Origin of the sequence: Marinobacter sp. es.048 (genome assembly GCF_900188435.1) — a bacterium.
Lineage (GTDB): Bacteria > Pseudomonadota > Gammaproteobacteria > Pseudomonadales > Oleiphilaceae > Marinobacter.
On the sequence record NZ_FYFA01000001.1, the window covers coordinates 701,315 to 721,310 of the forward strand.

Sequence of the window (19,996 nt, forward strand, 5' to 3'; positions counted from 1 at the left end):
TTATTCTTCGTCAGTCTGGCGCTTGATCCACGCCAGCACATGTTCCGAGGGGACTCTCTGTAACCCGGGAGGCTGCCAGTCGGTCAGCTCTCCCTGGCCCAGAACCAGCAACCCCCCGGGCGCCAGCCGCTCTGCAAGTCGCTTGACAATTTCCCGCCGGCGCCAGCGACGGAAATAAATCAGCAGATTCTGGCAGAAGATAATGTTCATCCCGTGCATGGGTGCCTTATCAAGATCCAGAACATTCAGTCTGGTAAAGCACACCCTGTCACGGATGCTGTTCACGATTTCTACGGTATTCCGCTCGGCCGGGCGGAAATACCGGGCTTTCATGTCTTCGTCCATTCCCAGCAGTTTGCGGGGATTGAACTGGCCGATCCGGGCCTTCTCGATCACCGGCTTGCTGATATCGGAGCCGGTAACACCATACAGCGGCTGCAACGCCAGCTGGCTCATGCATTCATTCAGCACCATGGCCAGGGTGTAAGGCTCTTCACCGGTGGAGCACCCGACACTCCAGGCTTCCAGGGGACGTTTCTTCAGCTGTTCCCTTGGCCGTGTCAGGACATAGTCGGAAACCAGCCGGAAAGCGTCGGGATCACGGAAGAACCGTGTTTCCTGAACGGTGAGCCGGTCCACCAGGGTTGACCATTCCCGGATCGCATCGGGCCCGGATACGATTTTTTCGTAATAAGCCTGATAGCTGCTGCAGCCAATTTCCCGCATCCGGATGCCAAGATTCGTTTCCAGAAACGAACGGCGCTCAGCCGACAGGGTAATACCGGTTCGGTGTTCCAGCAGGGTTTGCCACTGGCTGAACTGCGCCTCGTCCATATCCGGGAGTCGGCGCAGCGACCAGATGCCCTCGGCGGGTGACAGGTTGTTATGCATTTGCGCCATAAACCGTCAACAGCCCTGGAACGGAAATCAGCCCACCACCGGAACGTCGCTGTCTTCCTCTTCTTCGTGATCAGCCACGTCTTCTTCCGGCAGGGTGAAGCCGGCAACGGAGGACCGCAGCTCGGACGCCATTTCTGCCAGGTTACCGATAGACTTCGCAGTCGCGTTGGTACCGGAAGACGTCTGGGACGTGATTTCCTGGATAACGTTCATGGTGTTGGAAATGTGCGCGGCCGACGACGACTGCTGACGTGCGGCGTTGGAGATGTTCTGGATCAGTTCCGCCAGAGACATGGATACGTTCTCGATTTCCTCGAGTGCGATACCCGCGTCCTGGGCCAGACGGGCACCACGGACCACCTCGGCGGTGGTGTGTTCCATGGAGATAACCGCTTCGTTGGTATCCGACTGGATCGTCTTAACCAGCGCTTCAATCTGCTTGGTTGCCGCGGAGGAGCGTTCCGCCAGTCGCTGAACTTCGTCCGCAACGACCGCGAAGCCCCGGCCCGCGTCACCGGCCATGGAGGCCTGGATCGCTGCGTTCAGGGACAGGATGTTGGTTTGGTCAGCGATGTCGTTGATTAGGGATACGATGTCACCGATTTCCTGGGAAGACTCACCCAGACGCTTGATCCGTTTGGACGTTTCCTGGATCTGTTCACGGATGTTATCCATGCCGCGGATGGTGTTCTGTACCACTTCCGCGCCTTTCTTCGCGATCGCAACTGACCGCTCCGCAACCGCCGAGGATTCGGCGGCGTTCGAGGATACCTGGTCGATTGACACAGCCATTTCGTTAACCGCAGCGGAGGCGCCGGCAATTTCCTGGGCCTGGTGCTCGGAAGCATCAGCAAGGTGCATGGCCGTTGCCTGCGTTTCCTGGGCCGCCGATGCAACCCGCACGGCGGTACCACGAATCGCCTGTACCAGTCCGCGCATCTGGTCGATCGCGTAGTTGATGGAGTCGGCGATGGCACCGGTGAAGTCCTCGGTTACCGTGGCCTCAGTGGTCAGGTCACCATCGGCCAGATCGGCCAGTTCGTCCAGCAGTCGCAGGATCGCGTTCTGGTTCTGCTCGTTCTGCTCCTGGGTAGTGGCCAGTCGGGCCTGAGCTTCGCGGTACAGGGCAAGACCGATGAACACAACAATCGCAACCATGGCGGCCAGGATGGCAAAGGCCAGGGTCGGGCTGATCAGTCGCGAGCCGGACTGGTTCCGGAAGTTCTCGGCCAGTACAGAGAGTTCGGAAAGCAGGATCTCGGAATTCTGGAAGATGTCGCTGGCAGCAGTACGAACCTTGAAGAGGTCGGGAGAGGCCTCAAGGATCGCGTCTACGTTCTGGGAAACGAACTGGAAAAGTTCATCGACAGCTTCGAGGCCGTAGATGGCGTCTTCATCATTTACCTGTGAGATACCCATGGCCGGGTTGCCGTTCAGCTGGCCCTCAAGCACTCGCCCGAACAGACTTGCGTCGCGACCGAAACGGTCGGCGGCAATAACCGCGTCTTCATCACCGGAGAGTACGTTATTGACTGAGCGAACAATCCGCTCCGCCAGCAGTGACTGACGCTGGGCCAGTGCGATCTGTTCGGCGGGTGCGTCGTTGTCGAGCAGGATCTGTACGATATCGTCGTACTCAACCTGCAGCTGCGGGATGGTTTCGTTCAGCGTCCGGGCAACTTCGTGCAGACCGAGCACCGCATCCTGGGTGGAGAGGATGCTGTCGGCGTTTTCCCGCACGGTATTCCAGTTTTCCTGAACGCCACTCTGCTCGGCCAGTTGACTCGGCGGAAGACCGGTTTCCGGGTTACCCTCGGTTACGTTGGTCCAGAGCTGCTGGAATTCGTCACGGGAGCGGCGCAGCTGGTTGAAGGCCTCGGCGGTACCGCCGGCAGCCTCAGTCGCGTTCTTCGCAATCTCCTGAGAGAGCACCCTCAGCTCGGCGGTGTTGGCGATGTATTCCTGATCGTTCTGGCTGTCTTTGTTGATAATGAACAGCACGACAACGAGCAGGATGGTGAGTGCGATCAGCGCGGCGATCAGGCCCGCAACCAGCTTGTTGCCTCCCTGTCCCATACTGAGTCTTCCGGCTCTGTTCTTCATTTTCTGGCTCCCGGCCTCTTCAAGAAATTGGCAAGTTTGTTTTTTCGGGTTTCAGGCGGTCAGGGTGATGTTCCTGCCATTGTCACCACCCTTACCACTGTGCGACGTCCAGAAATCGTTCGTCCTCGAGCAGGTCGACGGCCGAAAACACTTTCCAGACTTCCTCGTTGCGTTCGTAGCCGCCTGAGACAAACGGTCGAACGTTTTCAGGTACGCCCTCGGGCGAATCCTTGAAACTGTCAGTCGCGAAGTACTGCATGCCCAGTACACTGTCGACCACCAGCCCGCTGAAAATATCGCCCTGTTCAACCACCAGCACGCGTCGCTCCCGTTGGCTTCGGGAAGAGCGGGGAATGTCGAAAAAGCCGGCGAGATCTACCAGAGGCAGAAGTCGGCCGCGAACATTGGCGGCGCCAAGCAGAAACGGGCGAACCCCCGGTATATGGGTGAACCGTGGGACATGGAGGATTTCAGTGACTTCGCCCATGGGGGCAACGTAGCGTTCACCTGCGAGAACGAAGCCGATGCCGTTCCACAGTTCAACGGCTTCCTGTTGTTCCGGCAGGCCGGCAGCCAGGGACCGGCTGCGTTCGGCGATATCCGTCAGAACGGCAAAAGGGGCGGTCTGGGCGGACATGCGTACTCCACGGTTGGGGATCAGGCAATCAGACTGTTGATTGTTTTGATCAGGTCGTCTTCGTTAACCGGCTTGACCAGGTAACCCTTGGCGCCCTGGCGGGTGCCCCATACGCGATCAGTTTCCTGATCCTTGGTGGTTACGATTACTACCGGGATGGAAGCGGTTTCCGGTGCGCGGGTCAATTGGCGGGTTGCCTGGAAGCCGTTCAGGCCGGGCATAACCACATCCATCAGAACCAGATCCGGGGTTTCGGCACGGGCCTTGGCAACACCGTCTGCACCGTTGTCGGCGGTCAGCACTTCGTGCTGGTGCTTTTCAAGGATCGTGGAAATTTTCTTAACCTCGGTAGGGGAGTCGTCAACAATCAGAATGCGGGCCATGGTTTCCTCGATGGTTCTTGGGGTCAGCAGGTTTACTGTTCCGCCTGTGGAACATACTGGCGGATGGTGTTAAGCAGCTCATCCTTACTGAACGGTTTGGTCAGGTACTGGTCCGAGCCGACGATTCGGCCCTTGGCCTTGTCGAACAGCCCATCCTTGCTGGAGAGCATGATAACCGGCGTCTTTTTGAAGGAGGAATTGTTCTTGATAAGTGCGCAGGTCTGGTAGCCGTCCAGGCGGGGCATCATGATATCAACAAAAATGATGTTCGGCTGGGAATCGGCAATCTTGGCAAGAGCGTCAAAGCCGTCAGTCGCGGTGATGACCTCACAGCCGACCTTTTTCAGAAGGGTTTCTGCGGTGCGACGTATGGTTTTACTGTCGTCGATCACCATGATCTTCAAATTCTCGAAGTTGTCATCCATTGTCCAACTGCCTTGCGCTCAGCGACTGTCGTTATTTTAAAACGGGGGTTTTAACACAAACCTTAAGGTTCTTCTATAAACCCCGCTCATTTATAGATTATCAATGGCCGGATAAAAAGTATTAGTTTGTGACCAAATGTACTTCTGCCCGCAACGTCACGTAACCGACTGAGGATTTCTCCGGATGCATTTGCAGCTCGGGTACAATACCATCTGGTTTCAAAGCATAGCACTTAATGTCCGGTCCGCTCTGCAGACCGGTTCGTGTTTTTAACCCTCAGGAGTTCAGGAACGCCCATGACCGTCAGACTCGGGATCGTGATGGATCCGATTGAAGATATCCACTTCAAGAAAGACAGCTCACTGGCCATGTTGCTGGCTGCGCAGAGCCGTGGTTGGGAAATCGAGTATATGGAGCTGCCGGACATGTACCTGGATGGCGGCCGGGCCATGGCCCATACCCGCGACCTGACCGTTCACATGGATCCCGAGAACTGGTACAGCTTTGGACCGAGCCAGGACCGGGCGCTGGGCGATCTGGATGTCATCCTCATGCGCAAGGATCCGCCGGTGGACCGGGAGTTCCTGATGGCCACCTATATACTGGAGGCGGCCGAGCAGCAGGGCGCACTGGTGGTTAACCCGGCGTCCACGCTCCGCGACTGCAACGAAAAGCTGTTCGCTGCACAGTTCGAGGACCTGACGCCACCGCTACTGGTCAGCCGTTCGGCTACCCGGTTCCGCGAGTTCTATGCCAAACACGGTGACGTGATCATGAAGCCGGTGGACGGGATGGGCGGCCATTCGATCTTCCGTATAAGGGAGAACGATTTCAATCTGGGGGTCATTATCGAAACCCTCACCAACTATGGCGCTCACCAGGCCATGGCCCAGAAATACATCCCGGAAATCAGCGATGGCGACAAGCGTATCCTGCTGATCGACGGTGAGCCGGTACCCTACTCCCTTGCGAGAATACCGTCCCACGGAGAGAATCGGGGCAATCTTGCCGCCGGTGGCCGGGGTGAAGGTCGGGAACTGACTGCCCGGGATCGCGAAATCTGCGAGCGAGTTGCGCCAATGATTAAAGAGAAAGGCCTCATTTTTGTCGGCCTGGATGTAATCGGGGATTACCTTACCGAAATCAATGTCACCAGCCCGACCTGCATCCGGGAACTCGATGCGGCCTTCGGGATCGATATTGGTGCTCTGTTAATGGAAGCAATTGCAAAACGCCTGGGCCAGGCATAATCCGGTAATGGCGACCGGGCAGGTTTAACGACAGGATCCGTATCAGGAATGGCAGTTCAGGTAAGCGACTTCGACCGGTTTTCCTTCACCCTTTTCATGGCGCTGGCGGTGCACGCCATCGTGGTTCTGGGGATTACCTTTGCGCCTGAGCCGCCCCGTTCGTCCGCCCAGACCATGGAAATCACCCTGGCCCAGTTTGACGACGAAGAAGCCCCGGAGAAAGCGGATTTTCTGGCCCAGACCAGTCAGAGGGGCAGCGGCACCCAAGAGGAGGTGCGGGAAATGACCACGCCCCAACCGGCAGAAGTCAGTCAGCCGGAGGTGGCCCAGGTTCAACCCGAGCCGCCGGCCCAGACCGAGCCGCAGCCGCGCCAGGAAAAACAGGTGGTGCAGACCGAGAGTCCGTCCAGTCAGAAGGTTCAGCAGCCAGAGGAGCGCACTAGGCCGGAAGAGGAGCCTCTGCCGGTACGGGAGAAAAAGAGCCTGATGGAGCGCAGCCTGGAAATTGCCAGCCTGGAGGCCCGCTTCGATGCCCAACAGCAGGCCTATGCCCGTAAACCCAGGGTGATGCGGGTTACCGCTGCCTCCACACTCAAGTCGACTAACGCCTGGTACGTTCAGAACTGGGTGAGCAAGGTTACCCGGGTGGGCAATATCAACTACCCGACCGAGGCGCGCAATGCCGGAATCTATGGCACACTGAGAATGCTGGTGTCGCTGAAGAAGGACGGCACCATTAAAGAGGTGGCTATTCTGCAGTCTTCCGGCAGTACCGTGCTGGACGATGCGGCAATACGGATTGTCAGGATGGCCTCGCCTTTTGCACCGTTTCCGGACGAAATGCGGAAAGAGGTGGATGAACTCGAAATCATACGAACCTGGTCCTTCCAGCGTCGGGGGCTGACATCCGGATGACAGCATCAAAGCACTCTCCCCACAGCTTGCGGCACCATTTCCTGGTGGCATCACCCTATCTTGCTGATCCGCGTTTCCATGGCGGCGTCATCTATATCTGTGAGCATTCCGACGACGGCGCCCTGGGGTTGATGATCAATCACCCGCTGGACATTCATCTGGGCGAAATTCTGGAACAACTGGATCTGCCAGGAGGTGAACTGGATCTGCCGGTATTCAGCGGTGGTCCGGTGCAGCCGGAGCGCGGCTTTGTGCTGCATCCTTCGGGCACCGACTGGCAGAACACGGCAAAGGTCACCAACGATGTTTTGCTGACCACATCCCGCGACGTATTGGCGGGCATTGGCCGAGGCGAAGGCCCGGATGAATATCTGGTGGCCCTCGGTTACTCCGGCTGGAGTGAAGGACAGCTGGAAGAGGAACTGGGCAGCAACGCCTGGCTGACGTGCCCGGCCACCACCGACATCCTGTTCCGTACTCCCTGGGAGGAGCGCTACAAGGCGGTGCTTAAGCTGATCGGCATTGATCTCAACCAGCTCAGTGAATCGGTTGGTCATGCCTGAGCCGGCCAGCCGTCGCGTAATGGCATTTGATTTTGGTACTCGCCGGATTGGCGTTGCCGTCGGTCAGGAATTGCTTGGATCCGGACAACCGGTGGCGCTGATTCCGGCCCGAGATGGTATCCCGGATTGGCAACAGATTGAATCCCTGCTCAAGGAGTGGCGCCCGGACCTGGTCGTGGTCGGTCTGCCGCTCAACATGGACGATACCGAGAATGATATGTGTGCCCGGGCGCGCAAGTTCGGCAAGCGCCTGCATGGTCGCTACCATGTGCCGGTCGAGATGGTGGATGAGCGGCTCACCAGCTTCGAGGCCAAGGGTGAAGTGATGGCAGCCGGAGGCAGTCGTGACTTTGGCCGTCACGGGGTGGATGACCGGGCTGCGGTGCTGATCCTGGAAACCTTTTTTCAACAGTGAGGACCGAATGACAGCATTGCTTGATATTGATCAGTTGCTTGACCAGATGGAATCCGGGCTGCGTCAGGCGCTTGAGCAACGGGGCGTGGAGTCGCCGGTTCTGATCGGTATACGAACCGGTGGTGTCTGGCTGGCGGATGTGCTCAGCAAGCGTCTGGGTATCGAAGAGCCGTTCGGCGAACTGGACATCTCCTTCTATCGTGATGATTTCAGCCGCATTGGCCTGAACCCCCGGGTCAAACCCTCCAGTCTGCCCTTCGATACCGAAGGCCGGGACATCATCCTGATTGACGATGTCATCATGAGCGGCCGGACCATTCGGGCCGCGATGAACGAGATCTTCGATTATGGCCGCCCAGCCAGTATCATACTGGCCACCCTGATTGACCTCGGCGCTCGGGAATTGCCCATCCAGCCGGATGTGGCTGGCAGGACAATGGCGCTGGAATCCCATCAGCGCGTCAAGCTGCGTGGCCCAGACCCGCTCCGTATTGAGCTTCAGGAAGCCGGACAATAATCCTCCGAATCAGATAACAGGCGACCCATGACCGCGAACGACTCTTCCCCGCACCACTTGCAGCTGACCCGGGATGGTCAGTTGCGGCATTTTCTCACCCTCGACGGTCTCGATCGCGCCTTGCTGACCGACATTCTGGATACCGCGGACTCCTTTATCGAAGTGGGCGAGCGCACGATCAAGAAAGTGCCCCTGCTCCGGGGCAGGACCGTGGTGAACCTGTTTTTCGAGTCCAGCACCCGCACCCGCAGCACCTTTGAACTGGCGGCCAAGCGCCTGTCTGCCGATGTGCTCAACCTGGATATCAGCACCTCGGCCACCTCCAAGGGCGAATCCCTGTCTGACACCTTGCTGAACCTGGAAGCCATGGCCAGCGACATGTTCGTGGTCCGACATTCACAGAGTGGTGCGCCGCACTTTATTGCTGAGAGCGTGACTCCGGGGGTGGCGATTATCAACGCCGGTGATGGCCGTCATGCGCACCCGACCCAGGCCATGCTGGATATGCTTACCATACGCCAGCACAAAGGACAGTTCGAGGGGCTGAAAGTCGCCATTGTTGGTGACGTGCTGCACTCACGGGTGGCCCGCTCCCAGATTCGGGCCCTGAATGAACTGGGTGCCGAAGAAGTGCGCATCATTGCCCCGGGCACCCTGCTTCCCAAAGACGTGGAAAGCCTGGGATGCACCATCGAGTACGATATGGCCCGCGGGATGAAGGATCTGGATGTGGTGATTATGCTGCGTCTTCAGAAAGAACGGATGGAAGGGGCATTGCTGCCGAGCGAGCGGGAATTCTATCGGCTATACGGCCTGAACCAGCAGAAGCTGGCGCTGGCTCACCCGGAATGCATCGTTATGCACCCGGGGCCCATCAACCGGGGCGTTGAAATCGAATCCGCAGTGGCCGACGGCCCGCAATCGGTAATTCTGAACCAGGTGACCAACGGCATTGCCATCCGGATGGCGGTTATGTCCATGGCCATGGGTGGTCAGGTTTCCGAACGGCAGCAGAAATTGAGTGAGAGGGGCCAGGCATGAGCAGTGTGAACACGTCGGGAAGCAGTCTGAAGATCACCGGAGGCCGACTGTTCGATGGTCAGGGTGCAGAGCAGGAAAATACCGCACTGCTGATTCGGAATGGCCGGATTGCCGCTATGGGAGAGGCCGCTGCCCGGGAAACGGCCGACGAGACTATCAACGCAGAAAACGGCGTGATCACGCCGGGGTTTGTGGATCTGTGCTGTAACCTCCGTGAGCCGGGCAATGGCCAGAAAGGTAACATCGCCTCCGAGACGCTGGCGGCGGCCCATGGCGGTTTCACCACGGTGTGTGCCTCGCCGGAGACCTCGCCGGTAAACGATTCCAGTGCGGTCACCCATCTGATCCGTGACGGTGCTGCCAGCCGTTCGCCCATCCAGGTTTTGCCCATTGGTGCGATTACCCGGGGTCTTGAGGGCGATCTGCTCAGCGACATGGCCGGCCTGGCTTCAGCTGGCTGTGTCGCAGTCGGTAATGGCTCCCGCGGCGTGCGCAATGCTCGCATTTTGCGCCGTTGCATGGCCTACGCCCAGACCTTTGGTTTGACAGTGATGTTCAGCCCCGAGAACCAGGCCCTGGCCGCCGACGGCTACGCCCACGATGGTCTGGTGACCTCACGGTTGGGCCTGCTCGGTATTCCGGAAGTGGCGGAAACCGCTGCCGTAATGGAAATGTTGTTGCTCGCGGAGGAAACCGGGGTACGTTTGCACTTGAGCCAGCTCTCCTGCGGTCGCAGTGTTGAAATGCTGGCCGATGCACGCCGCCGGGGTATTGCGGTAACCGCCGACGTGGCCATGCACCAGCTGGTGTTCACCGAGGATGCCCTGGCCGGCTTCGACAGCCGCTTCCATGTCCGGCCACCACTGCGCGGCGAGAGCGATCGCAAGGCCCTGATTGCCGGTGTCCGGGACGGTGTAATTGATGCCATCGTCAGCCAGCATCAGCCCCACGATACCGCCGCCAAGCAGGCGCCCATGGCAGCCACCGAGCCGGGCCTGTCCAGCATCGAAAGTTTGCTGTCGCTGGGTCTGGAGCTGGTAGAAATGAACGAACTTGCGCTGCCTGAACTGATCCGGGCACTGACCAGCGGTCCGGCCTCCGTGCTTGGCCGGACGGCCCGTCTGGCAGAAGGCGAAACGGCCGATATCTGCCTGTTTGATCCCGATGCCTTCTGGACGCCGGATTCGAAAACACTGGTTTCGGCCGGTCGCCATGCGCCGGTGACCGACCGCGAACTGCCGGGCGTTATCCGACTCACCCTGAGTGAAGGCCGAAAGGCCTGGCCCCGGCCAGCGGTCTGATCCTGCTCACTTTCCGAAAGTGCGGCAGAGGTTGCGGAACCTCTGTCGACACCATCACAGAATCCCCCCCCTTTTGCTGAAAACCCCTTGATGGCAGGCACCTGTGCCAACGTATTCTTGTAGCCGTCGTCCTATGGTCGACCAAGGAAAGCGTGGCCTGGCCGGTACATTCTTAGAGACCGGCGCCCGACAATAATAATCAGGAGTCATCCCGTGAAATCAGCAAACCTCCCCCAGCGGGTAGCCATGGCGGCTGCCCTCTGTGCAAGCCTGGCCTTTCCCTCGATGGGTCAGGCACAGGCACAGAACGAGCCTCTGGAACGCAGTTTTTGCGTTTTTGATCCGGTTGGTGCCAATGGCCCCCTGTTTGCCATCACCAAGACCTTCCAGCCGGTTGCCTTGAAAAACGGTATCAAGCTGGATCTTCGCGCCTACACCGATGAGAAGGTTGCCGCCGAGGACTTCAAGGCAGGGCAGTGCGACGCCGTTCTGCTTACCGGCACCCGGGCCCGGGAATTCAACACGTTCACCGGCAGCCTTGAAGCCATGGGCGCGGTCCCGGGCGAAGAGGAAATGCGGCTGCTGTACAACACCCTGAGCCAGCCCAAGGCCCGGCCGTTCCTGATTGATGGCCCCTACGAGGTGGCCGGTGTGTTCCCGGGGGGTGCCATTTACCTGCACACCCGTGACCGCGCTATCGATTCGGTCGAGAAGCTGCAGGGCAAACGGATTGCCACCCTGGATTACGATCAGGCCTCCGTGCGGATGGTTCGCCATGTGGGCGCATCCGTGGTGGGATCCAATTCCGCCAACTTTGCCGGCAAGTTCAATAATGGCAGCGTGGATCTGGCCTACGCGCCGGCCGTCGCCTACACCCCGCTGGAACTTTACAAGGGCGTTCAGCCCAATGGGGCAGTGGTCAAATATGCCCTTGGGTATATGAATTTCCAGGTGATCATCCACCGGGACCGGTTCCCGGATTCGGCGGGCCAGATGGTGCGCGACCAGGCCATCAAGCGCATTGATGAGGCCTACGAAATCATCGCCCAGGCGGAAGCCGAGATCCCGCAAGAGGTCTGGATGCAATTGCCCCGGGAAGACACTGCCGAATACGACAAGATGCTGCGCAAAGTGCGCCTGTCGTTACTGGAGGACGGTGTTTACGATGAGCGGGCCATCAAGTTAATGAAGGCGATCCGGTGCCGGGTAGATGCGACTCGCTCCGAGTGCGCTTCTGTGGCTGGAACCTGAGGCCGGAGTGAAGCAGGCCCGCGTCTGCGGGCCTGTACCTGACTAGCGTATATCGTCTTTCAGAGCCTTGCCGGCCTTGAAGCCCACAGTCTTACTGGCAGGGATCCGAATGGTCTCGCCGGTTTGCGGGTTGCGTCCGTCCCGCGCCTCGCGGCTGCGGATGTTGAAGGTACCAAAGCCGATCAGGGTGACATCTTCGCCTCTTGAGGCGGCGGCCGACACCTGGTCGGTAAACGCGGTAATCACTTCGCTGGCCTTGTCTCTGGTCAGGCCTGTGCGGTCGGCAATGGCCGCGGCGAGTTCAGGTTTGCGCATCGGATATTCCTTTTATTGTATTTGTGTTTGTTCAGTCTGGTCCTGGCCGGAATCACAACGACTCACGGTTGCTCCAATCTATAGTGGCTCCTGGCCCATTGTGCAAACCCGTGGGCGGCGGAAGTGTGTGTAATTTGACGTCATTTGCGGCATCGGTCGCATAAAAACAGGACCTCGTACGCCATAATGCGTGCCTGGTTACAGTCTGTAACAAACGGGTTCGTCCGACTGAGTCTGGACCGTGCGAGCGCAGCAGAACTGCATCAGAACAAAAAACGCAAAAGGTGAAGAAGGTATGAGCCATTTCCGGAATCCCTCCCGCAAGGCGCTTTTTTCGGTGCGCCGTTTACGTAACCTCGTGGCGGCTTCCACGGCCAGTGTTGTCCTGAGCGGCTGTGGTGTGGTCAATCACATGATTTACAAGACCACCGGGGATGTGATGCAGGGCTTTTCCCGAAATCACACGGTGCCCTTTCTGATGGAGAGCAATGATCTGGCCATGGGTTGCGCCATGAGCGAGGCGACCGCGCCATTGCTGATGTCCTTCGGCCGAGTGACCAATGAGCCGGACCAGCTGGCGGTGATGCTCTACCTCTCTGCCGGCGGCTGCGCCGAGGAAGAAGCCAGGGAGCATGAGTTGGCCGCCCTTGCCGCCATGCACGCCATGAACGGGAACGCTGCCGAAGATGCCATGATTCGCCAGAAGCGGGCCCATACCCTTGCCGCGCGGCGTTATTACACGGCCTGGCAGCACCACAATGCTCATTACGGCAATCCTGCCGACGGCGAGTGCCCGGATTTTGATGACGACATGGACGAGTTTATTTACATGGCTGGCCTGCTGTCCGGTCTTCAGGCCCTGAACGCCCAGATTCAGTCCACTTCGTCCATTGGGGTGCCGGCCAACGTTGGTTCCATTGCGGCCCGGGCCACGAGCTGCCTCGATAATGAAAAATGGTGGGGTGCGCCTATGGCACTGAGAGCAACGGTCTGGGCGATGATCCCGGGCGCCCAGCCAGAGGGCGAGGATGCGTTTGAGCGGCTGGCCGTTGCCGGCGAGCAGGGTGATGCTGCAGGTGTCCGCTTGCCTCACGTATTCCATGCCATCGCGGCCCTGAACAAGGGGGATGAGTCGATGGTGCGGGACGTAATTCGGGAGCACGCTGAATCTGTCGAGAATACTCCGGCCAACGAGGACTGGCGATTCGTGGACGCCATGGCAACCGACATGATTGTCGCGGTGTCTGATCGTCTGTGGGTTGAAAATACCGGGCACCGTACGCCCATGGGTCAGCTTGGCACCTTCTGGGATGACCGGCAGGAAGAGGTCGAAACCATGGATCTGGACGATCTGCTGTAACCACTCCCTACCCAGAGTAATCAGTTATGTCGAAGGGCAGTTTTCATCGTAGCGGGCTGGAGTGGTTTTCATCGCTGCCGGCCTGTCTGCTGTTGCTGGCGGTGGTCATCTTCTCCACGAGCAGTGACATCCACAACCAGATGTTGCGCGGGGGTGAGCAGCTCTGGAGTGGCTACTACAAGTTGCGGATGGACCCGGTTCAGCCCACCTGCGACCCGACCCGAGACATTGAGGCGGCGGTAGCTGCGGAAATGGCTGCCGATGACGAGGCGGATGACCCCATGGCGGCGTTGCTGGGGCCGGAGGAAAAAGACCCGGCCGATGTCCGGCTCGCGATCGAACGGGCGGTTGCTGACTGCCGCGAGGCCCACCGGAACTTTGAGCATCTCAGTGACCGGCTGACACCGGGTGTAAAAGCCTATCGGGCCGTCGAGCTGTTCATTGCCGACCTGATCGCCTTTGGCCTGGAGTCACAGCGTTTTGTTCTGGTGATCCTGGTCATGTTGTGTGCGGTCACCGCGACCCTCACTCGTCACCATATCGCCATGCGTGCCATGGAAACCCGGCTGGATTACACCGTCTCCCACACTCTTCAAACCATCGCCAATGCCATGCTGCTGGGCTCGAGCGCGATCTTCCGCCAATCCAGCCTTGGTTCAGACACGACGGTCTCTTCGGAAGAGCTACTGCTGCACAATTTCTGGATTGTCGGTTTCGCCTGCCTGACGCTGGCCAGCCTGTACCGGCTATTTCGGGTGCCGGATAATCTCCGGGAAGGCGGCAGCCTGAACAAGGCCTTCCTGGCCGTTCCACTCTATACCGTGATGTGTCTGATCTCCGGCACCTATTTCGCCCTGATCGGACACGCGTCGGGGATTGGTATCTATCTCGGCAAGATGATGGAGCTGTCCGACATGTTCCTGAATGTCGGCCTTTACGTTTGGGTGGGCATGATGCTGAAGCAGACCCGCCTGGCCACCCTGGTGTTCAATGTCTTCCGGCCCTGGCGTATGCCGCCGGAAATGCTGGCAGTTGTAGCGGTTCTGGTCGCTGCCGTGCCCACGGCCTACACCGGTGCGTCTGGCATCTTCGTCATCGCGGCCGGTGCCGTGATCTACAGTGAGCTGCGTGCGGCCGGCGCCCGGCGGCATCTGGCCCTGGCGGCGACCGCCATGTCCGGTTCCCTGGGCGTGGTTTTGCGCCCCTGCCTGCTGGTGGTTGTGATTGCCTATCTGAACCGGGAAGTCACCACCGATGAGCTGTTTGGCTGGGGTATCTGGGTATTCGTGCTGACCGCCACGATGTTTGCGATTGTGGCCCTGAGTGTGAATCGTCAGAGCCAGTTTAACCTGGCGCCCTCTGCCGAAGCCTTCCCGGCCATGACGCAGGCGTTCAAACCCCTGATTCCCTATGTTCTGGTGATCGCTGCCGTGGTGCTGTTCTACCGTCTGGCCCTGGATGTGGGGATGGATGAATTCTCGGCGCCAAGGCTGCTACCGGTGATCATGCTGGCAATCCTTGTGTACGAGCATGTCAGCCTGAAAAACCGGAAAGGCAAAGCCTCGGGGGAGATCAACCATCAGGGCCTGGAGCGAAGTCTCCGTGGCGCCACCAACGATACGACGGCGGAAATTGGCGCGCTACTTCTGTTGCTGGGTCTGTCGGTCAGCATCGGTGGGGTGATCGAACGGGCGCACCTGATGGAGGCGTTCCCACAGTCGTTTGACAGTGCCTGGTCGGCAATGCTGCTGATGGTGGTGATTCTGGTGATCCTGGGCATGATCATGGACGCGTTCGGTGCGGTGATTCTTGTGACGGCCACCGTTGCCACGATTGCCTATTCCAGCGGCATTCATCCGATCCATTTCTGGATGGTGACCCTGGTGGCATTTGAACTTGGCTACCTGAGCCCGCCGGTAGCCCTGAACCATCTGCTTACCCGGCAGGTGGTTGGAGAGGCGGAAGTGCTGGCGGCGCAGGAGGAAACGGGGACTTTTTATCAGCGCCATGAGCGTATCATCATGCCGCTGATTGCCATGGGGATTTCGCTGGTGCTGGTGGCCTTCATACCCCTTATTTTTTACGCCTGAGGTTTTTGGTGTTGGCTCTCTGTTTAATGGCGACGCGCGATCAGTTCCCTGAGCGGTGCGAGAAGAAGGCGTCGCAACCGGTCTGAAACGCGCTGTTCGTGCCGTTGCCACAGAATGCCCAACCACACGATCGCCAGACCAATCAACGTAAGCGCAATTGGAAACAGAAGGCTGTTCTCGAACACCTCGTAGGCAAGATAGCCAAGGTACCCGGCGACTCCCAGACCGCCGAACACGACGAATACCCGCCGGCCCAGAATGGCCCCGGTGAAAATCATGGCAATATTCATCATGCAGTAGAGCAGCTTGCTCCATTCGCTCTCAGACTCCATCAGGGAAAGTCCGCTCCAGAAAGCCGTGACACCGAACATGTATAACCAGAACGCAAAGTCGCGGCTGCTCTGATTTCGGATATCCACCCAGAAAGCCAGCAGGGCGATGAGGAGTCCGAACCACAGGGAAACCCATTTCCTGAGTTCCCAGGCAACGTACTCCTCACCAAACAGAAAGGGAGCCAGATCCATACTCATGTACCAGAGCGTGACGGCCACCGGCATGACCAGGAAGGGCAATCGGTAGCGCCAGAGCATGACTGCGCCTGAGGCCAGTGTTGCCAGTTCCATGAATAACCAGCTCCAGTCGATGTAGCGGTGGTAGTCCCGGTATTCATGGCCGCCCGACCACCAGCCCATGCCGGCCTGAAACCCGAAAACCGCGAGTGGAGTAAGGACAACGACAAAAGTAGCAGTGATCCCCGCAGGAATTTTCAGGTCCAGCCGCTTCAGGAAAAACTCGGTGAGCCACAGGCCTGCGCCGGCGTAGATCAGGGCAATCAGTAGCAGACCCCAACCACCAAGGCTTTCCCACGAGAGGGTCATGAACAGGCTCATGGCCCCGATTGCAATCAGGCCGCCGAAGTAATAGAGGATGTGGGTGAAACGGAAAGAGGGGATTTGTTGCTGCTGTTCTGAGAGGAACGTCCAGAGTTGGTCAGCCTGTTCGTCCGTTATGATCTCTTTGCTTGCGGCTTGATCGAGAAGACTGCGCTTCAGTTCCATGAGTGTTTCCCCACGAAAAATCCTCCTTTTTGGAAGCGGTTCAGCTCACCGATTGCCCCACATCTTCGACACCGCGGCATCGGAGCCCAACGTCCCGACGACCAACGACACGCCACCAATACCGAAGAAAACAAGCACGGGAATCAAGGCGCCTGCCTTACCGGTGTAAACGAGCATAGCCGCTGACACCGTCGCCAGAACGAGGAACAGGATGCCCACGACATTCAACACGGTGCGATGCGAATCTTTGTAGCTGGGCCCAACCTTTCCGGATTCCAGTGGTTTGAGAATAAACGAAAAGAGCTGGCGTAGACGCTGTTTCATGAAGCCGTTTCCTTGAGTGTGTTGGGCTATGATACAAAAAAAGCGCCGTGCTTTCGCAGGGCGCTTTTCTTACTTGCCGTAATCGACTCAGCTCAGCTTCGGACCGGCTTCGACGATTGAATCCGCCACGTCGAACTTGTTGAAGTTCTCGACGAACTGGGCGATCAGTTCCTGGGACTTGCCATCGTAATAGTCCGGGCTTACCCAGGTGTTGCGCGGGTTCAGCAGCTCGGTGTCCACGCCCGGAACATGCTTGGGCACGTCCAGGTTCAGGGTCGGCAGGTGTTCGGTTTCCACGTCGTCCAGGTCGCCATTCTGGATTGAGGCGATGATGGCACGGGTAGTCGGAATGCTGAATCGCTGTCCTTCACCGTAAGGGCCGCCGGTCCAGCCGGTGTTGACCAGGAAGACCTTACTGCCAAACTCGTCCATCCGCTTCATCAGAAGCTCGGCGTAAACGCCGGCCGGACGGGGGAAGAAGGGCGCACCGAAGCAGGTTGAGAAGGTGGACTTCAGTTTCGAGGAAGAACCCATCTCGGTGGAGCCAACCAGAGCGGTATAGCCACTCAGGAAGTGGTAAGCGGCGCCTTCGCGGCTCAGGACGGACACGGGCGGCAGAACGCCGGTCATGTCGCAGGTCAGGAACACGATGTGAGATGGCTCACCGGCGCGGTTCTCGATCACGCGCTTCTCAACGTGCTCAAGCGGGTAGGCGCAGCGGGAGTTTTCGGTGAGGGATACGTCAGTGTAATCCGGCTCACGGGTCTCAGGGTCGATGGTCACGTTCTCGACAATGGCGCCGAAACGGATGGCGTCCCAGATGATCGGTTCATTTTTCCGGGTCAGGTCGATGCACTTCGCGTAGCAACCGCCTTCGATGTTGAATACGGTGCCCGGGCCCCAACCGTGCTCATCGTCACCGATGAGGAAGCGGTGCGGATCGGCGGAGAGGGTAGTCTTGCCGGTGCCGGACAGACCGAAAAACAGGCAGGTTTCGCCGTCTTCACCGACGTTGGCCGAGCAGTGCATGGGCAGCACGTCTTTTTCCGGCAGCAGGAAGTTCTGCACCGAGAACATGGCCTTCTTCATTTCGCCGGCGTAATGCATACCGGCCAGCAGAACCTTGCGCTTGGCAAAGTTGATCATCACGCAGCCGTCGCTGTTGGTGCCATCGCGCTCGGGCACGCACTCGAAGTTGGCGGCGTTCAGTATCTGCCATTCCTGCTTGTCAGCCGGGTTGTAGCTTTCCGGACGGATAAACAGATTGCGGCCGAACAGATTCTGCCAGGCCGTCTCGGTAGTCATTTTGACCGGCAGATAGTGTTCCGGGTCGGAACCGACATGAACGTGAGACACGAACTGGTCTTTCTCGGCGATGTAAGCTTCAACACGGTCCCAGAGGGCGTCGAATTTTTCGGCGTCGAAAGGACGGTTGATCGGACCCCAGTGGATATCATCCGAGGTGCTCGGCTCCTCGACAATATAACGGTCCATGGGAGACCGACCTGTGCGGTCACCGGTTTTTACGACCAGGGAACCGTTGGCTGCCAGCTGGCCTTCCTCACGCGCCAGTGCCACCTCAACCAGTCGTGCTGTACTCAGATCATTATAAGTGTTGCTCACTTCGACCTCGCCCTCGGGATGTCTTAGTGATTGCTCAGGCCGCCCCCCAAAATTGACGGAAATCTGAGCAATCGGGTCAATTCAGGCGCGCTATTATGCCAGAGACGCCGGTAAAAAACGACTGCCCGGGAAGCCTTGCTATCAGCGGTTTCCCGGCTAATCGAACGTGTTTCTAGTGTAGCGTATGACCGGTGAAAAGATGATCAATATCATTTCTATCGAAGCGATAGTGAGCGTGACAGAACTGGCAATCCATCTCGATGGAGCCCTGTTCTTCCAGAATGCTGTAGCATTCTTCACTGCCTATGGCTTCCAGTGCGCCGAGGGTCCGCTCCCTGGAGCAGCTGCACCGGAAGGCGACCGGTTCGGCGTCGAACAGCCGCACGGTTTCCTCATGGAACAGGCGATGTAGCAGGGTTTCGCTGTCCAGCTCCAGTAACTCTCCGGCTTCCACTGTGCGGGCCAGATGGTTTACCCGGTCCCAGAGGTCTTCGTCTTCCTCAGTTGCGCCCGGCAGGCGCTGGAGCATCAGTCCGGCGGCGCCGTTTTCATCGGCAAACAGGAACAGGCTGGTGGGAATCTGTTCCGAGCGATCGAAGTATTCCTCAAGACAGCCGCCAAGCGTGTCCTGATCACGGGGTACCACGCCCTGGTAGCGATTGCCGCGGTCGGGCGTGATGGTGATGGCCATCCGACTCTCGCCGAGCAGATCGTGGAAGCTGTCTTCGCTGACGGCATGTTCGTCAAAGCGGGCCAGGCCACGGATGTGCCGGTCGTGGCTGCACTCGGCCATCAGTGTGCGCAGCGGGCCTTCTCCCTGGGCCTGTACCGATAGCGTACCCTCAAACTTCAGGGTGCTGCTCATCAGAATGCTTGCCACCAGCGCTTCCCCGAGCAGTTCCCGAACGGTGTCCGGATAGGGCGCCTGGCTGCCAATTTCCTGATAGCTGTCGGCCAGCTGCACCCAGGCTCCGCGCACCTGGCTGTGTTCAAAAATAAAGCGCTGGAACTGGTCGCGGGCTGCCATGTTGTGTCTCCTGAATGCCGGTCGTTGCACGTTGACTGAGGGCGGGGATGTAAAAAGGGTTCAGAGGCCGTTCTGTTCGCGAAAGCGCTGAATGTCCCTCCGGTCTTTCTTTGAGGGTCGTCTGGCCGGAGGAAGTTGCGCTGCCTGCATGGTTTTACGCTGCCAGGCCAATTCCTCGCGTTTCTTGGCGCTATCTTCTGTTTCGTGGTAGAGCTTTTGAGCTTCGGGCGCACCACGGCGCCGGTCGCTTATGTCATCAACAATAATGACTTTTTCCTGCCAGCCCAGACGCAGCGTCAGCTTTGCGCCGGCTTCCACCAGCTTGCCGGGTTTGCAGCGCTGGCTGTTGTAATGGACCTTGCCTCCCTCAATCGCTTCCTTGGCCAGGGAGCGGGTCTTGTAGAAGCGGGCGGCCCAGAGCCATTTATCGAGCCTTACACGTTGGTCGTCAGCGGTTGATGCCGTCATGTCTCCTCACCTGATGGGCTTGTACGCCA

General features: G+C 58.7%; 21 protein-coding genes. 10 read left to right on the forward strand and 11 right to left on the reverse strand.

Features of this window, described 5'->3' with window-relative positions:
• The 5 genes from CFT65_RS03215 to pilG form a co-directional block, all read right to left on the reverse strand.
• Positions 1–900: a CheR family methyltransferase gene (locus tag CFT65_RS03215; protein ID WP_088826585.1), complete on the reverse strand. Its 900-nt coding sequence runs from the start codon at positions 898–900 to the stop codon at positions 1–3.
• A 27-nt stretch (positions 901–927) separates the two neighbouring features.
• The gene (locus CFT65_RS03220) at positions 928–3,003 is read right to left on the reverse strand and encodes a methyl-accepting chemotaxis protein (protein ID WP_172408412.1); all 2,076 of its coding nucleotides are present in this window, start codon (positions 3,001–3,003) and stop codon (positions 928–930) included.
• A gap of 91 nt (positions 3,004–3,094) precedes the next feature.
• A complete protein-coding gene (locus CFT65_RS03225; RefSeq protein ID WP_088826587.1) occupies positions 3,095–3,640 on the reverse strand; it encodes a chemotaxis protein CheW in 546 nt (181 codons plus the stop codon).
• Between the two features lie 20 nt (positions 3,641–3,660).
• Positions 3,661–4,023: a twitching motility response regulator PilH gene (pilH, locus tag CFT65_RS03230; protein ID WP_008939836.1), complete on the reverse strand. Its 363-nt coding sequence runs from the start codon at positions 4,021–4,023 to the stop codon at positions 3,661–3,663.
• Between the two features lie 32 nt (positions 4,024–4,055).
• A complete protein-coding gene (gene pilG / locus CFT65_RS03235; RefSeq protein ID WP_007154228.1) occupies positions 4,056–4,448 on the reverse strand; it encodes a twitching motility response regulator PilG in 393 nt (130 codons plus the stop codon).
• Positions 4,449–4,745: 297 nt separating this feature from the next.
• On the opposite strand from pilG, the gene gshB reads away from it, so the two are divergent.
• The 8 genes from gshB to CFT65_RS03275 all read left to right on the forward strand — a co-directional run bounded on the left by gshB (position 4,746) and on the right by CFT65_RS03275 (position 11,702).
• A complete protein-coding gene (gene gshB, locus CFT65_RS03240) occupies positions 4,746–5,699 on the forward strand; it encodes a glutathione synthase (RefSeq protein WP_088826588.1) in 954 nt (317 codons plus the stop codon).
• A 48-nt stretch (positions 5,700–5,747) separates the two neighbouring features.
• The gene (locus CFT65_RS03245; RefSeq protein WP_088826589.1) at positions 5,748–6,614 is read left to right on the forward strand and encodes an energy transducer TonB; all 867 of its coding nucleotides are present in this window, start codon (positions 5,748–5,750) and stop codon (positions 6,612–6,614) included.
• Complete coding sequence (locus CFT65_RS03250) at positions 6,611–7,177, forward strand: YqgE/AlgH family protein (RefSeq protein WP_172408413.1); 567 nt, start codon at positions 6,611–6,613, stop codon at positions 7,175–7,177. The genes CFT65_RS03245 and CFT65_RS03250 overlap by 4 nt, the downstream gene beginning before the upstream one ends.
• The gene (gene ruvX / locus CFT65_RS03255) at positions 7,170–7,592 is read left to right on the forward strand and encodes a Holliday junction resolvase RuvX (protein WP_088826591.1); all 423 of its coding nucleotides are present in this window, start codon (positions 7,170–7,172) and stop codon (positions 7,590–7,592) included. Before CFT65_RS03250 ends, ruvX begins: the two co-directional genes overlap by 8 nt.
• Before the next feature lie 7 nt (positions 7,593–7,599).
• Positions 7,600–8,109, forward strand: coding sequence for a bifunctional pyr operon transcriptional regulator/uracil phosphoribosyltransferase PyrR (pyrR, locus tag CFT65_RS03260; RefSeq protein ID WP_088826592.1), 510 nt, complete (start codon positions 7,600–7,602; stop codon positions 8,107–8,109).
• Positions 8,110–8,136: 27 nt separating this feature from the next.
• The gene (locus CFT65_RS03265) at positions 8,137–9,150 is read left to right on the forward strand and encodes an aspartate carbamoyltransferase catalytic subunit (protein WP_088826593.1); all 1,014 of its coding nucleotides are present in this window, start codon (positions 8,137–8,139) and stop codon (positions 9,148–9,150) included.
• On the forward strand, positions 9,147–10,451 hold the full coding sequence (locus tag CFT65_RS03270) for a dihydroorotase (protein ID WP_088826594.1): 1,305 nt from the start codon (positions 9,147–9,149) through the stop codon (positions 10,449–10,451). Before CFT65_RS03265 ends, CFT65_RS03270 begins: the two co-directional genes overlap by 4 nt.
• A 246-nt stretch (positions 10,452–10,697) precedes the next feature.
• Complete coding sequence (locus CFT65_RS03275; protein ID WP_088828140.1) at positions 10,698–11,702, forward strand: putative solute-binding protein; 1,005 nt, start codon at positions 10,698–10,700, stop codon at positions 11,700–11,702.
• Between the two features lie 42 nt (positions 11,703–11,744).
• On the opposite strand, the gene CFT65_RS03280 is transcribed toward CFT65_RS03275, so the two are convergent.
• Positions 11,745–12,017, reverse strand: a complete 273-nt coding sequence (locus CFT65_RS03280) for an HU family DNA-binding protein (protein ID WP_088826595.1) — start codon at positions 12,015–12,017, stop codon at positions 11,745–11,747.
• A 295-nt stretch (positions 12,018–12,312) separates the two neighbouring features.
• On the opposite strand from CFT65_RS03280, the gene CFT65_RS03285 reads away from it, so the two are divergent.
• Together CFT65_RS03285 and CFT65_RS03290 are read left to right on the forward strand one after the other, a co-directional pair.
• Positions 12,313–13,377: a hypothetical protein gene (locus CFT65_RS03285; RefSeq protein WP_088826596.1), complete on the forward strand. Its 1,065-nt coding sequence runs from the start codon at positions 12,313–12,315 to the stop codon at positions 13,375–13,377.
• Positions 13,378–13,403: 26 nt separating this feature from the next.
• A complete protein-coding gene (locus tag CFT65_RS03290; RefSeq protein WP_088826597.1) occupies positions 13,404–15,467 on the forward strand; it encodes a TRAP transporter large permease subunit in 2,064 nt (687 codons plus the stop codon).
• A 23-nt stretch (positions 15,468–15,490) separates the two neighbouring features.
• On the opposite strand, the gene CFT65_RS03295 is transcribed toward CFT65_RS03290, so the two are convergent.
• The 5 genes from CFT65_RS03295 to hslR form a co-directional block, all read right to left on the reverse strand.
• Positions 15,491–16,525, reverse strand: coding sequence for a DUF2157 domain-containing protein (locus tag CFT65_RS03295; RefSeq protein ID WP_088826598.1), 1,035 nt, complete (start codon positions 16,523–16,525; stop codon positions 15,491–15,493).
• Between the two features lie 45 nt (positions 16,526–16,570).
• The gene (locus CFT65_RS03300) at positions 16,571–16,849 is read right to left on the reverse strand and encodes a hypothetical protein (protein ID WP_064229611.1); all 279 of its coding nucleotides are present in this window, start codon (positions 16,847–16,849) and stop codon (positions 16,571–16,573) included.
• 87 nt (positions 16,850–16,936) lie between these two features.
• On the reverse strand, positions 16,937–18,472 hold the full coding sequence (locus CFT65_RS03305) for a phosphoenolpyruvate carboxykinase (RefSeq protein ID WP_088826599.1): 1,536 nt from the start codon (positions 18,470–18,472) through the stop codon (positions 16,937–16,939).
• Between the two features lie 172 nt (positions 18,473–18,644).
• Complete coding sequence (gene hslO, locus CFT65_RS03310; RefSeq protein ID WP_088826600.1) at positions 18,645–19,499, reverse strand: Hsp33 family molecular chaperone HslO; 855 nt, start codon at positions 19,497–19,499, stop codon at positions 18,645–18,647.
• 60 nt (positions 19,500–19,559) lie between these two features.
• The gene (hslR, locus tag CFT65_RS03315; RefSeq protein WP_088826601.1) at positions 19,560–19,967 is read right to left on the reverse strand and encodes a ribosome-associated heat shock protein Hsp15; all 408 of its coding nucleotides are present in this window, start codon (positions 19,965–19,967) and stop codon (positions 19,560–19,562) included.
• Positions 19,968–19,996 lie beyond the last annotated feature (29 nt).